Annotated in this window: 14 protein-coding genes; 6 read left to right on the top strand and 8 right to left on the bottom strand. The window is 65.7% G+C overall.

Annotated features, from left to right (window positions below; all coding sequences use genetic code 11):
- Positions 1-345: 345 nt before the first annotated feature.
- Positions 346-954 carry a class F sortase gene (locus tag ACFWCF_RS13195; RefSeq protein WP_378561839.1) on the bottom strand — a complete coding sequence of 203 codons (609 nt, stop codon included), beginning with the start codon at positions 952-954 and terminating at the stop codon, positions 346-348.
- 1 nt (position 955) lies between these two features.
- Complete coding sequence (locus ACFWCF_RS13190) at positions 956-2068, bottom strand: collagen binding domain-containing protein (protein ID WP_378561836.1); 1113 nt, start codon at positions 2066-2068, stop codon at positions 956-958.
- 224 nt (positions 2069-2292) lie between these two features.
- Between ACFWCF_RS13190 and ACFWCF_RS13185 the strand changes: the two genes are divergently transcribed.
- Positions 2293-4347 (top strand): elongation factor G-like protein EF-G2, encoded by a 2055-nt coding sequence (locus ACFWCF_RS13185; protein WP_378561833.1) that lies wholly within the window; start codon positions 2293-2295, stop codon positions 4345-4347.
- A 69-nt stretch (positions 4348-4416) separates the two neighbouring features.
- Positions 4417-4596 (top strand): hypothetical protein, encoded by a 180-nt coding sequence (locus tag ACFWCF_RS13180; protein WP_378561830.1) that lies wholly within the window; start codon positions 4417-4419, stop codon positions 4594-4596.
- Positions 4597-4649: 53 nt separating this feature from the next.
- On the opposite strand, the gene ACFWCF_RS13175 is transcribed toward ACFWCF_RS13180, so the two are convergent.
- The gene (locus ACFWCF_RS13175; RefSeq protein ID WP_378561827.1) at positions 4650-5462 is read right to left on the bottom strand and encodes an alpha/beta fold hydrolase; all 813 of its coding nucleotides are present in this window, start codon (positions 5460-5462) and stop codon (positions 4650-4652) included.
- Between the two features lie 31 nt (positions 5463-5493).
- Complete coding sequence (locus ACFWCF_RS13170; RefSeq protein WP_378561824.1) at positions 5494-6444, bottom strand: ADP-ribosylglycohydrolase family protein; 951 nt, start codon at positions 6442-6444, stop codon at positions 5494-5496.
- A 61-nt stretch (positions 6445-6505) separates the two neighbouring features.
- Between ACFWCF_RS13170 and ACFWCF_RS13165 the strand changes: the two genes are divergently transcribed.
- Positions 6506-7192, top strand: coding sequence for an NUDIX domain-containing protein (locus ACFWCF_RS13165; RefSeq protein ID WP_378561821.1), 687 nt, complete (start codon positions 6506-6508; stop codon positions 7190-7192).
- Between the two features lie 34 nt (positions 7193-7226).
- Here ACFWCF_RS13165 and ACFWCF_RS13160 read toward each other — a convergent pair whose 3' ends face one another.
- Both ACFWCF_RS13160 and ACFWCF_RS13155 read right to left on the bottom strand, forming a co-directional pair.
- Complete coding sequence (locus tag ACFWCF_RS13160) at positions 7227-8141, bottom strand: pseudouridine-5'-phosphate glycosidase (RefSeq protein WP_378561818.1); 915 nt, start codon at positions 8139-8141, stop codon at positions 7227-7229.
- Positions 8142-8157: 16 nt separating this feature from the next.
- Positions 8158-8721, bottom strand: a complete 564-nt coding sequence (locus ACFWCF_RS13155; RefSeq protein WP_378561815.1) for a maleylpyruvate isomerase family mycothiol-dependent enzyme — start codon at positions 8719-8721, stop codon at positions 8158-8160.
- A 37-nt stretch (positions 8722-8758) separates the two neighbouring features.
- Here ACFWCF_RS13155 and ACFWCF_RS13150 point away from each other — a divergent pair, with 37 nt between their 5' ends.
- Positions 8759-9598, top strand: coding sequence for a helix-turn-helix domain-containing protein (locus ACFWCF_RS13150; RefSeq protein ID WP_378561812.1), 840 nt, complete (start codon positions 8759-8761; stop codon positions 9596-9598).
- A gap of 5 nt (positions 9599-9603) precedes the next feature.
- On the opposite strand, the gene ACFWCF_RS13145 is transcribed toward ACFWCF_RS13150, so the two are convergent.
- Positions 9604-10302, bottom strand: a complete 699-nt coding sequence (locus tag ACFWCF_RS13145; protein WP_378561809.1) for a hypothetical protein — start codon at positions 10300-10302, stop codon at positions 9604-9606.
- A 129-nt stretch (positions 10303-10431) separates the two neighbouring features.
- On the opposite strand from ACFWCF_RS13145, the gene ACFWCF_RS13140 reads away from it, so the two are divergent.
- A complete protein-coding gene (locus ACFWCF_RS13140) occupies positions 10432-10860 on the top strand; it encodes a PPOX class F420-dependent oxidoreductase (protein WP_378561806.1) in 429 nt (142 codons plus the stop codon).
- Between the two features lie 14 nt (positions 10861-10874).
- Here the strand turns inward: ACFWCF_RS13140 and ACFWCF_RS13135 are convergent, their stop codons facing one another.
- The gene (locus ACFWCF_RS13135; protein ID WP_378561803.1) at positions 10875-11924 is read right to left on the bottom strand and encodes a DNA polymerase IV; all 1050 of its coding nucleotides are present in this window, start codon (positions 11922-11924) and stop codon (positions 10875-10877) included.
- A 29-nt stretch (positions 11925-11953) separates the two neighbouring features.
- On the opposite strand from ACFWCF_RS13135, the gene ACFWCF_RS13130 reads away from it, so the two are divergent.
- The gene (locus ACFWCF_RS13130) at positions 11954-12586 is read left to right on the top strand and encodes a maleylpyruvate isomerase family mycothiol-dependent enzyme (protein WP_378491447.1); all 633 of its coding nucleotides are present in this window, start codon (positions 11954-11956) and stop codon (positions 12584-12586) included.
- Positions 12587-12601: the final 15 nt, after the last annotated feature.

Below are 12601 nucleotides of genomic sequence, written 5' to 3'. Positions count from 1 at the left end.
GTCATTGACAAATGGAATCGATGCCACTCGCCGCGTACTTTCTCGAGAATGCTGCCGTTTCGACCCCTCTGCCCCGTAGCCCCCCACCACGTCGAGCGCGTTCGATCTGCAATCGACCCCCATATGGTGCAACTCACATACTCGAATGTCAATAACGCAATTCTCATTCGTGAAATACGTTATTTCTCCGTGGAGTAACTATCCCTGCGGGTATGTTTTCGTCGTCGAGATCACCTATTCGACCCAGGTATGGACGACGATGGGCCGACGGGCTTTCCTGCGTCCGGTTCAGCACTCGCGTTCCGATACTCAGGCGCCGAGCGCCGAGCGCCGAGCGCCGAGCGCCTACGCCAGCGGCGAGGCGAAGACGAAGTCGTTGTCTGCGTACCCCAAAGGCGGTCCGACGAACTCTCCCCCGCACGTGACGAGTACGAGGGTTTCGGGGCCGTCGAGCCGGTTCAGTTCGTCGAGCGGTAGGTCGCCGTCCTTACCGACGCTCAGTAACCGGTCGACCCGGTATTTCCGCGCCGATCCGTCGTTGAGAGACAGGGCCACCTCATCGCCCTCCGACAGATCGGCGAACCGCGTCGCGAAACCGTCACCCTGCGCGACGTCGTCGACGTGCCCGGTCACCACGATCGAGCCGGCACCGGATCCGGGAGGCGACGAATCCGCCCACCACCCCAGGCGCCCCACATCCTGCGGCGGAAGCAGTACCCCTGCGGTGTCGGTCGCGACCGGGTCGGTCGGCGCCGACTCATCACCGATCGTCAGTGTGACCGGCGCGGACGGATCGTCGGCGATCACCTCCACCGGTGGTGGCATGTCGTGCTTGCCCGGCTCCTGCTGTGTCGACGGCGCAGCAGGAGCTGCGTCCTCTGCGCCGTCGGCACAGCCTCCGACGAGGAGAAGAGCCACCCCAGCCAACGCTGCTACGACTGTGCGCGAACGCATTTCAGCCCCTCTCCAACGGACCGGCAGGGATCGACCGGATGGGAACGCGCACCGCAGGGTTACGGAAGATCGGTCCTGGCTGCTCGGGCATGTTCAGAGCCTGGACGGTGAAGAAGTCCTCCTCCGTCACCTCGAACGTGATCGGCCTGGTGTCTGCGATGTAGCCGTCGGGAGCGATGATCTCCTTCGCCACATGGCACCCGGGGACGAGCGCAAGCGGGATCTGGCCGTCCCGTCCGGTCACCTCACGATGATTCCACTCCGACCGACAGGGGCCCACCACGAAAACTGCTCCCTCCAACGGCTCTCCGGAGATCCTGTCCATCTTGACGATGCGCCCGTGCGCGGTCGGTGCCGGTGGCTCCGGTGGCTCCGGTGGCAGCGAGAAGTTCAGCGTGAACTCCGCTGTGCGGACCACACCGGGGGCGTCGAGTTCCGCAGTGAACGGGCCGCCGTACACGAGTGCCGTGTCGGCCGGGGTCGTCGTCGCCGTCACTACGTAGCAACCGAGCGGGAACTGCGCCGACGCGTTGCCGTTCATGTCTGTGGTCAGATACCCGTAAGGCACCTCGTCGACGCAGGACCGCACGGACGACGTCACACCGGGGACAGGGCTCCCGGCATCGACGTGGCGGGCTCGGACCGCGATCGTACCCTCACCGGGCGGCGTCCAGCGAGCGAAGATGAACCCCACGTTCCGGACCTGGCCGGGCGCCGTGAGGTCGACCTGCCACGGTCCGGTCGACACAGGATCGTAGCCGTCGGGGAATCCGGCCGCCGACGCCACGTAACATCCGAGGGAAGCCGAAACACTCGCCGTACCATCAGGATCCGTTGTCGGTGTACCGACGAGCTCCCCGGTTTCACATCGCGCGACGGCGACCGACACACCGGCGATCGGCTGATCGTCGGACAGTGTCGCCGCGCGAATCGCGACCGTCCCCATCTCGATCCCGACATCCGGTGGCGGTGTGGTGGGAGTCGTCGCGCTGGTCGTCGTGGCGACGCTGGGTGCTGTATCCGTCTCCGACGGTTCTGCGCCTGCTGTACCGGCCACAGCGACGACCAGTGTCACCCCGACCAGTGCAGAGAGGATGCGTGAGGGTGCTCGCATGGTGGGTGCCTCCTTCGACGATCCGAAAGGTGGGTACCCCGACACAGGTGTGGTCGGCCTGGCCATCCCGCCCGTTAGCACCGCCAGAGTCTCGATACCGAGCCGTTGCCACTCCGACATCGCGCGGTGTCTTACGGCCGTCCACGATCTTGGACGTTCCAAAGACGACCGCGGAACGGGTGCGGCTGCCTAAACTGAGCGGAAGCGACACGAGGAGCAGGTCGATGTCCGATCGCACCGCATCACGCACCCGGCAGACACCCGTTGCGGACACGCCGGACGCCATTCGCAACGTCGCACTGGTCGGGTGCAGCGCCACGGGAAAAACGACCCTCGCAGAATCGCTGGCCTTCGCATCGGGCGCGATCGGTCGCGCGGGGCGGGTGGTCGACGGCACCACAGTGTCCGATTACGAGGAGATCGAACAGCAGCACCGACGCTCGGTGCAGCTGGCGGTATTGCCCCTCGAATGGAAGGGCATCAAGATCAACCTGATCGACACGCCCGGTCACCCCGATTTCGACGCCGAACTCCGTGCCGGGCTGCACGCTGCCGATGCAGCGATCTTCGTCGTCTCTGCCACCGACTCCATCACTGCAGCGACGCGCGCGTTGTGGCGCGAGTGCGACGAGGAGAGGATTCCGCGCGCAATCGTCGTGACCAAACTCGACATCGCGCGGCACAGCTACGACGAGCTGCTCGAGCAGTGCCACGATGCCTTCGGCCTCGGACCCGACACCGTGCGCGCACTGTTCTATCCGGTGTTCGACGGGGATCGCCCGATCGGGTCGATGGGCCTGCTGACCGGTCGCAGTTACGGTGAGCCGGGCCCGTGCCCGGTCTCCGACTCCGCGCGCGAGAGCCTGGTGGAAGCGATCTCCGGTCAGGACGATGCACTCATGGAACGGTTCGTCGCCGGCGAAGAACTCGATCCGGAGTCCCTGCAGGACGGCCTCACCCGCGAAATACTCTCGTGTGCACTGCACCCCGCCGTACCCGCGACGGAGAGCGGAGTCGGTGCGGTCGAACTGCTCGAATTGATCGTCACGGGATTCCCCGCCCCCACCCACCGCCTGCGGGGCGCTCCACCGTGCGATCCCGACGCACCGCTCGTCGCTCAGATCGTGCGGGTGACCGGGGATTCGTATGTGGGTCGGATCAGCCTGGCGCGGGTCTACGCGGGCACGTTGAGACCGGACACGACGGCCACACTCACAGGCAGTGAGCGCTCGGCCGAACGGATCCCGGCACTGACCAATCCGTTCGGTAAGCAGCAGCGACCTGTCGGCGAGGCAGTGGCCGGTGATCTCGTGTGCGTGGGCAAGCTGGCGACCGCGCGCCCCGGCGACGTGCTCCACGACTCCGATCACCCCGCAGACCTGGCGATGTGGCCGATTCCCGAGCCGCTGTTACCCCTGGCGATCGAGGCGCATTCACGCACCGATGACGACAAGCTGTCCCAGGCCCTGTCTCGGCTGACTGCAGAAGACCCAGCCGTGCGGGTAGAACAGAATCCCGACACCAATCAGGTGGTGTTGTGGTGCACCGGCGAGGCGCACGCCGAGTTGGTCATCGACCGACTCCGTCACAGGCACGGTGTGCAGGTCGACGTGGTCGAGCATCGTGTTCCGCTCCGCGAGACATTCGCAGCCCCGGTTTCGGGGCACGGTCGCCTGGTGAAGCAGTCCGGAGGACACGGTCAGTACGCGGTGTGCGACCTCGAGATCGAACCGCTCCCGGTGGGCAGCGGGGTCGTGTTCGAGGAACGTGTTGTCGGAGGCGCGGTTCCGCGGCAATTCATCCCGTCGGTGGAGAAGGGTGTTCGGGCGCAGGCCGCCAAGGGTGTCGCGACGGGTAATCCGATGGTGGATGTCCGGGTCACGCTCATCGACGGCAAGGCCCACTCGGTGGATTCGTCGGACGCCGCGTTCCAGGCAGCCGCGGGTCTGGCGCTCCGCGACGCTGCTTCCCACGGCGAGACCCGACTGCTCGAGCCTGTCGCCGCGGTGCGGGTGACCGTGCCCGAGGAACATCTCGGGTCGGTGTTGAGCGACCTGTCGGCGCGCCGGGGCCGGGTACTGGGAACCGAATCTCCCGGCCCGGGCGTCGCACTGCTGCGCGCGGAGGTCCCCGAGCTCGAACTCGGCCGCTACCCGATCGACCTGCGTGCGATCACCCAGGGCACCGGCGACTTCGCCCGCGGATACCTCCGGCACGAGCCGATGCCCGCCTCCCTCGCCGCGCAATATCTCGATGGGAAGGCGCCGGCTCGTTCATGAGGCCGGTTTCCCGGCCCGCCGAGCCGGGTACCGTCTGACTCAAAGGCTCGCACGACGAAAGGAAGACCCATGTCCGACCCCGATCGACGTGCACACGACAACGATCTGACCGGCGACAACCTGTCTCAGCTCATCGACGACATGGAAGAGAACGTCAAGAAGGAACGAGACGAGGAGGGCGTTCCGGGGAATCCCACCGACCGTGAGAAGACCGAGAAGGTCGAACCCGACGACCAGGCCCCTTCCTGACTGCCCCTGGCCGAGCTGGAACTCGCCGCTTCGGCCTGCAATGACGGTGTAGGTCATCCGGCGAGGAACGCTCGCACCGGAGGTGCCACCGCATCGGCGTCGACCGCATGGCCGGGTGCGTCGATCGTGCGCCGAGTGGCGTTGGCCAGCGCAGCTACCACCACATCCGCCGCGGCTGCAAAGTATTCGACGGGGAGCGCAGGCATATGCGGGTCGGAAGTGGAACGGGTGAGGACCAACGTCTCCTGGTGGATGCCCGCGAGCCGGTCCACCGGTGGCACACCGTCGCCGAGGACTGCCGCGTCGTATGCGAGGGTCGGTGCAAGCGACAGCAGCTCGTCCCAGAACGGCGTCGATCGCGCATCCGCCAGGTCTCGGTCGCCTGCCCCACCCAGCCGCAAGAATGCGGCGAGGGCGTCGTCGGCTCGGCCTCGCGAGAGGGCTTCGTCGAGCTCGGTTCGGTAGACGCTCCACCGTTTCACCGCATCACCGGAAACGCTGTACGGGACGTCGTACACGACGAGGCGATCCACCGGCAGTCCAGCCGCGGCTGCCTCGAGGGCCAGCGCCCCGCCGGTCGACGCGCCGAACAGATGCGCCGTGCCCCCGGCAGCGTCGAGGAGCGCGGCCAGGTCGTCGAGTTCACACGACACGCGGTAGGGCCGAGTGTCGCCGCTGTCCGCGCGTCCCCGGCGCGCGTAGTCGAACACGGTGAACTCGGTCGCCAACTCCGGCACGAGTACCGCGTTCTCCGAGCCGTCGTCGAGCGCGCCGCCCACCAGGACCACCGCTGGACCGGCACCCTCACGCGCGTAGGCGATCCGCGTGCCATCGGCGGACCTCACCGTCTGCGTACCGCTGCCCATGCTCACCGAGGCTACGCGCGCACGAGGCCTTCTACCGGTCCACCGCATTCGTCGCTGTCTCGAGCGCAAGCTCGGTGAGGCCGTCGACGCGGTATCCGGGCCATCCGTGCAGCATCTGCTTCCACCGTTCCGGCACCGCCGACGCGCCCCAGCGGGCGCCGAGCAGGCCGCCGGCAATTGCTGCGGTGGTGTCCGTGTCGCCGCCTGCGCGCACTGCGGCTTCGAGTGCGTCGACGAGGTGGCCCGGTCCGGATGCGTCGGTGTGGGTGATGGCCCACCACGCAACCTGCAGTGCGTGCACCACCCAGCCGTTCTTGTCGAATACAGCTGCAGTTTCTGCCTTCTCGGCTTCGTCGAGGAGCGCTCCCCAATACTCGGCCACGTCAGTGGACGCACCCTCGAGATACAGCCGGGCGCCGTCGAAGCTTCCGTACAGCACAGCGTGGCGGATCGCGTACGACCAGAGTCTGCACGCCTCGATGGCCTGCGGGTCGTTGTGGGTCAGGGCGCTGATCTCGGCGGCCGCCGCGACGCACGCGTCGGCGTCGTCCAGGTAGGCGATGCCGACGGGTGCGGTACGCATGAGAGATCCGTTGCCCGCCTTCCGTCCCGGAATGTCGCGGGCACGCTGGCGCATCGCAGCCGCCGAGGCGGGTCGCACCGAGAGCACGGCGGCGGTCTGGTTGCCGATATCCTTCGGTCGGGTGTCGTACCAGCGCACGAACTGCGCAGCCACAGCATCGAGTCCGTCTCCGTACCCGATCGGCAGTCCCGAGGCGGAGATCTCGGCGATCGCGAGGGTCATCGACGTGTCGTCCGTCCACTCCCCCGGAGCGAACGGGCCGAGCCCTCCGCCGATCATGTCGATCACCGTGTCCGGTCGCGGGTAGGTGAACTCGTATCCGGCGCCGAGCGCATCACCTGCTGCAGTGGCCACGAGCACTCCCGCGACACGATCCTTCTGCTGCATGTCCAGTTTCACGTTCTCCCCTTCGCTCAATGTTGCGCTAATGAAATTAGCTCATGTTTGATTTAATGTCTACGTGAGTAAGAACCCCGGGTCTCCGAGCAAGCCCCTCACCGACTATCCGCGCCCCTCGGTCGCCGTCGACGTGGCCGTGCTGACCGTCGTCGACGAGACCGTGAAAGTGCTGGTGGTCGACCACCCACGGGGGCGCGCGCTGCCCGGGACGTTCCTGCATCCCGGCGAGCGTCTCGCCGACGCCGCACGTCGTGCGCTCCACGACAAAGCCGGACTCGACGACGTGGAGTTCCACCAGATGGCCATGCTCGACGACCCCGAGCGCGACGACCGCGGCTGGGTGCTGTCGATGACCCACAGTGCAGCAGTACGGGTCGAGAACTTCCCCGCCGGAGCACAGCTTTTGCCGGTGACGGATGCCCGACAACTCGCGTTCGACCACGAAGAGATCGTCGCCCTCGCCGTCGCCGACCTGCGACGCCGCTACGCGACAGCGGTCGATCCCTCGGGATTGATCGGCGACGAGTTCACCATCCTCGAATTGCGTCGACTGTACGAGGTGATCTACGGGCGCAGATTCCCGAAGGACACCTTCCGCCGTCACCTGTCGCACGGTCTCGAAGCAACCGGCGAGTTCAGCCGTGAAGGCGCGGGTAGACCTGCCGAGCTCTATCGGAAGACCGCCGAGCCGCTACCTCCGAGTGCGGCGTCGTTCCTCGCGCAACTTCGGTGGGATTTTCTCCGGTGAGCGGGCACTATTCCACCAAAAGTGGCCCGAGCTATCAGGACACACGTGCGAGGGCTGTCGCGATCTCCGCCGCCACCTGCACGTTCCCCAGATACACCGCAACGTTCGTGTCGAGCGTGGCGCCCTCGGTGCTGCGGTGCATGTGGTCGAGGAGGAACGGCGTCAGGTCTTTGCCGCGAATACCCGCCTCTGCCGCTTTCCGTTCCGCGTCGGCAAGGACGCGATCATGCAGGGCAGGTTCGACCTGCTTGTCTACAGCGACCGGATTCGCGATGAGCACCGCCGACCGTAGCGCCAGATCGTCGCGGGCGCGGGCAACTGCGGCTGCCTCCTCCGGCGAATCGACCGCATCGACCACGCATCCGCTGTCGCGCACATAGAAACCCGGGAACCGGGTGGTGCGATATCCCAGCACGATCACGCCAAGTGTCTCGAAGCGTTCGAGGGTTGCGGGCACGTCGAGGATCGACTTCACTCCCGAGTTGACGATGAGAATCGGAATCGACGACAGCGCAACAAGATCTGCACTCTCATCGAACGTCGATGCCGCGCCACGGTGGACACCCCCGAGCCCCCCGGTCGCGAACACGGCAATCCCCGCGCGACGTGCGAGCCAGGCGGTCGACGCCACCGTCGTCCCGCCGTGCAGACCTTTCGCCGCAGCCAGCGGCAGGTCGCGGATCCCGGTCTTCACCGTTCCGGAATCCGCGGCCCCGATCATCTCGACCTGATCGTGCGACAGACCGATCGTGGGCTCGCCGGCGACGACGCCGATCGTCGCCGGCGTGACACCCGATTCGCGCAAGAGCCGTTCAGCGTCGAATGCCACCTCGACGTTCCGCGGACGAGACAGACCGTGCGTGAAGATCGACGACTCGAGCGCCACCACAGGCGTCCCCGCAGCGACTGCTGCGCGCACCTCATCGGCAACGACGATTCGTCCGGTCATAGGCCGACGATATGCGTCATCCCTCTGCTCGACGTCCCAAACGGGCCAGGATCTGCGACTGCCGATCGTCCGACGCCGCCTCCACCCCGGACTTGCACACACTGTCCATGTAGAGGGCGTCGCCGAAGCTGTCGGCGCCGGCTTCCATCCGGTCGAGTTCGGCATCCGTGAAGGCCGCGGGAATCCCGGCGCTCTGCGCGATGTCCCACCGATGTACGAGCAGATCCCAGATGTAGAACTGCTCGAACGTCGCACCGAGCGTCGTGGGTCCGAAATATCCCTCGTACGGGGCGTCGACGAGTGTGTCGTCGGCCAGCAGCGTCGCAACTCGACCGGTGTGCTCACGCCACCCGGTTGCCGGGTCGTCGAGGTCGGGGCGCTCGCCGACGTCCAGTCCGCGGCCGATGAGGAATTCCCGTTGGGTGTCGACGATGTGGGCGACGACGTCGCGCGCGGTCCAGCCCTCGCATGGTGACTGCTTGTTCCACGCTTCGGCGTCGACCGCGTCGATGACGTCGGTCAGAGGCGCATTCGCGTGTCGGTGTCGGAGTGCTGTTGTATTGATGGAGCTTGTACTCATGTTCTGACGATATTCCCGCGCGAGGGGTGCGGTATTGATGAAACCCGACACCGGAGAAGATCCGGAACGGCAGCGGATCGAGCGCGCCCATCTGAACGATCCGATCGACACGACCAGCAAGGTCTTCCGGTATCCGGCCGCGTCCGATCTCACCGCGTTGGTGCGTCGGTACTGGATTCCGGTGTGGTCTGTGCCCGAAGGTGAGGACTCCGTCCAGCGGGTTCTGCAGTATCCGGTGTGTCTGGCGGTGGTGGCACAGGATTATGCGCGCTTCTACGGGATCACGTCAGGACTGTCCCGCACCACACTCACAGGCGACGGATGGGCGGTCGGGGTGATGTTCACGCCGGCCGCGGGTCATCTGCTCACACACAGACCGGTCGCGGCATTCACCGACCGGTTCGCCGACCTCAGTGACGTCTTCGGAGAAGAAGGCCTCCTCCTCACCCGCAGTATCCGTACTGCGATGGCGAGCGCTCCTCGCGCTCCCGAGTCGCATCGCGCCGCGATGGACCTGTTCGACGAGGCGCTTCGTCCGTTCGCGTCGATCGACGACGAGGGCCTGCTGATCAATCGGGTCGTCGCGTTCGTCGAAGACAATCCCGACGTCCTGCGCGTCGAACAGGTACGCGACGAGTTCGGAATGTCGGAGCGGGCACTACAGCGACTCGTTCACCGCAGGATCGGGTTGACACCGAAATGGTTGATCCAACGACGCCGCCTTCAGGAAGCGGCGGGCCGCTTACGCGAACGCGCGATTCCTCTCGCGGAGATCGCTGCGCTGCTCGGGTACGCGGATCAACCGCATTTCGTGCGCGACTTCGCGAAGGTCGTCGGCATGACACCCGCGGCATTCGCCGAAAAATACGGCATCTGAGTGTGTCAGGGATTTCCGCCGGCCGGTTCCTGCCCCGCGTTCTCGGGTAGGGATTCCAGATACTCGGCGTGCACCTTCTCGTGGACGCGGTCGGGATACCAGCTGGTGAACTTGATGGCGCACAGCATCGCCCCTGTCTGCAATACCCATCCGGTCCAGATGTTGTTGTTGTCGTCGAGAACGGCGTCGCCGTACCACCCAGCAGCCGCGGCAACCGCGAACGCGAGCGCCCATACGCCGGTGATGATGTAGTTGGTCCGCACGAATATCGGAGAGTTCCAGAATTGCGGATCGACCATGTCGCGTGCGTACTGGAGGGTGAAGGGCATCCGGATCAGAATCGACCCGACGGCAATGATCACCAGAGTGATGTTCGAGATCTCACCGATCCATTTCTCCAGCCACACCTGTCCGTCGACGGTCAGGAAGAAGTGCACGATGAACAGGCCGGCGAAAAAGAGGACGTCGACGATTCCGAGAAGCTTGAGTTGTCTTCCGCGAATCCGGTCGGCCACGACGAAGAACACCGAGATGGCGAGCGCCACCGCGGACACCCAACCAGTACTGCCGGGGCCTTCGAAAATAGCGAGGAAGATCCAGGGAGCGAGACCGGTCAACGGTCCGTCGAGCACCTTGCCGATGATCGACGACCCCGCCCCCTTCCCCTGAGTTGGAGCGGGATTGTTCACAGTGTTGTCAGCCATGGCTGCCTCGATGTCACGACAATAGGGCCCCGACCCTCATTCGAGCGTAGACCCTTCACCCTTACCGAATTTCACCTTCGGTGACTTCGACTGCATGACTGCCACATTCGGTCGAAGTATCCTGACCCCATGGCAGCTGATGAGTCCACGCTCGAAGCCCTGTTCGGAGACACCGGAGTCGCCGCGCTTGTCACTCTCAAACGCGCGGGAAGACCGCAGATCTCGAACATCCTCTATCACTACGATCACCGGACACACACGTTCTCCATCTCGATCACCGATACCCGCGCGAAGACGAAGAACATGCGCCGCGACTCCCGCGTGAGTCTGTTCAAGGACTCCGACGACGGCTGGTCGTACGCCGTCGCCGAAGGCAACGCCGAACTGTCCGACGTGGCGCGCACTCCGAACGACGACGCGACCGAACAACTCGTCGCGCTGTACCGCAAGGTCCAGGGTGAGCATCCCGATTGGGACGAGTTCCGCGCCGCCATGGTCGCCGAACAGCGTCTGGTATTGCGGGTGCGTGTCGACCGGTTCTACGGCGCCGCCAGGTAGCTGCCGCCAGGTAGCTATCGACCGTCCGCCATCTCCACCCGCACCCCCACCAGCCGCACCTGCCTTTCCTGATCGAACCGTTCGAGCAGCGACACCGCTGCCGCGGAGATCACCGAAGGATCCAACGTCGGATCCGGCAGCGCGCGGCTGGTGGTGTGCGTGATGAACGGTGCGTACCGAATCTTCACCTCGACACGAACTCCCGGTCGCCGTTCGGCACGGATGTCCTCGGCGACCCGCTCACTCAACTGCCGCACATGCTCGGCGACCTCCGCCCAATCGGTGAGGTTGTGCTGGAACGTCATTTCGCGGCTGTGCGACCGCGCCACCCATGGCTCGTCGGATACTTCGGCGCTCCCCGCGCCTCTCCCCAGTCCGACGAGCCACGGCCCGGTCTTCGGCCCGAATCTCGATGCCATGTCGTCGACAGAAGCTGCAGCCAGTTCACGTACCGTGCGAATTCCCAAGGCATCCAACTTCTTTGCAGTCTTCGATCCGATGCCCCATAGCGCGCCTGCACCCAGGTCTCCCATCACCGCGAACCAGTTGTCGCGAGTCAAGGTGAATTGGCCCTGAGGTTTGCCGAACCCTGTCGCGATCTTCGCGCGCAGCCTGTTGTCACCGATCCCCACCGAACAGTGCAGTCTCGTTGCGTCGAGTACCGACCGCCGCACGAGTGCGGCGAACTCATCGGGGTCATCGGTCTCCACACCGAGAAACGCCTCGTCCCACCCGAGCACCTCCACCGTGACACCCAGCCCGCGCAGCGTATCCATCACCTGCTGCGACACCGCGTTGTAGACATCGGCGTCGACAGGCAGAAACACCGCGTCGGGAATCTTCCGGGCGGCGACACGCAGCGGCATGCCCGACCGCACCCCGAATGCGCGGGCCGCGTAGGAGGCGGTCGACACCACGCCTCGTTCGGTGGGGTCGCCGCGACCACCGACCACCACGGGCTTTCCGGCGAGGTCAGGGTTCCGGAGCACTTCGACGGCCGCGAGGAACTCGTCGAGGTCGACGTGCAATACCCAGTGCACATCGCTCACGCTACCGCCGGACATCCGCCGCGCAGCCCGATATCGTGACCCGGGTGACCGACCGCGATCGTCTCTGGACCCTTGTCCACACCGAACGTGCCGTCCTGGCGAACGACCTCGCCGACCTGAACTCCGACCAGTGGGCACACCGCTCACTGTGTGGCGCATGGAGCGTCGAACAGGTCGTCGCGCACCTCACCGCTGTTGCGACCGTCGGACCACTGAAGTGGATCAGAAGTGTGGTCGGCGCCCGTTTCGATACCGACCTGCACAACGCACGACGACTCACAGAGCACCTCGGCCCCACACCCGACGACACACTCGCGAACTTTCGACGCGTGCTCACCAGCACCACGGCGCCGTTCGGACCGACCGAGGCGTGGCTGGGTGAGGTGATCGTGCACGCACAGGACATCCGGCGTCCGCTCGACATATCCCACACGCCGCCCGTCGAGGTGATCGCAGAGGTCGCGCGCTTCTACGCACGGAAGGACTTCGCGGTGAACAGTAAGAGCGCCGCCGAAGGACTCCGACTCACAGCCACCGACAGCGAGTTCACCGCAGGCAACGGCCCCGAGGTCAGCGGCCCGACATTGGCGTTGACGATGGCGATGGCCGGCCGCGCCCTCTACTGCGACGACCTCACCGGACCGGGCGCCGCGACACTCCGCTCTCGCTGTTCCTAGGCACTACCTCGAGAG

The organism is Rhodococcus sp. NPDC060090 (assembly GCF_042729855.1).
Classification (GTDB): domain Bacteria; phylum Actinomycetota; class Actinomycetes; order Mycobacteriales; family Mycobacteriaceae; genus Rhodococcus.
Note: the sequence above shows the minus strand (reverse complement) of the source record. Positions and strands in the feature narration are given on the sequence as shown.

Excerpts from the sequence above, each read along its gene's own strand:
- ACFWCF_RS13195 (WP_378561839.1), bottom strand. The coding sequence starts at position 954 with ATGCGTTCGCGCACAGTCGTAGCAGCGTTGGCTGGGGTGGCTCTTCTC.
- ACFWCF_RS13190 (WP_378561836.1), bottom strand. The coding sequence starts at position 2,068 with ATGCGAGCACCCTCACGCATCCTCTCTGCACTGGTCGGGGTGACACTG.
- ACFWCF_RS13185 (WP_378561833.1), top strand. The coding sequence starts at position 2,293 with ATGTCCGATCGCACCGCATCACGCACCCGGCAGACACCCGTTGCGGAC.
- ACFWCF_RS13180 (WP_378561830.1), top strand. The coding sequence starts at position 4,417 with ATGTCCGACCCCGATCGACGTGCACACGACAACGATCTGACCGGCGAC.
- ACFWCF_RS13175 (WP_378561827.1), bottom strand. The coding sequence starts at position 5,462 with ATGGGCAGCGGTACGCAGACGGTGAGGTCCGCCGATGGCACGCGGATC.
- ACFWCF_RS13160 (WP_378561818.1), bottom strand. The coding sequence starts at position 8,141 with ATGACCGGACGAATCGTCGTTGCCGATGAGGTGCGCGCAGCAGTCGCT.
- ACFWCF_RS13155 (WP_378561815.1), bottom strand. The coding sequence starts at position 8,721 with ATGAGTACAAGCTCCATCAATACAACAGCACTCCGACACCGACACGCG.
- ACFWCF_RS13150 (WP_378561812.1), top strand. The coding sequence starts at position 8,759 with ATGAAACCCGACACCGGAGAAGATCCGGAACGGCAGCGGATCGAGCGC.
- ACFWCF_RS13145 (WP_378561809.1), bottom strand. The coding sequence starts at position 10,302 with ATGGCTGACAACACTGTGAACAATCCCGCTCCAACTCAGGGGAAGGGG.
- ACFWCF_RS13140 (WP_378561806.1), top strand. The coding sequence starts at position 10,432 with ATGGCAGCTGATGAGTCCACGCTCGAAGCCCTGTTCGGAGACACCGGA.
- ACFWCF_RS13135 (WP_378561803.1), bottom strand. The coding sequence starts at position 11,924 with ATGTCCGGCGGTAGCGTGAGCGATGTGCACTGGGTATTGCACGTCGAC.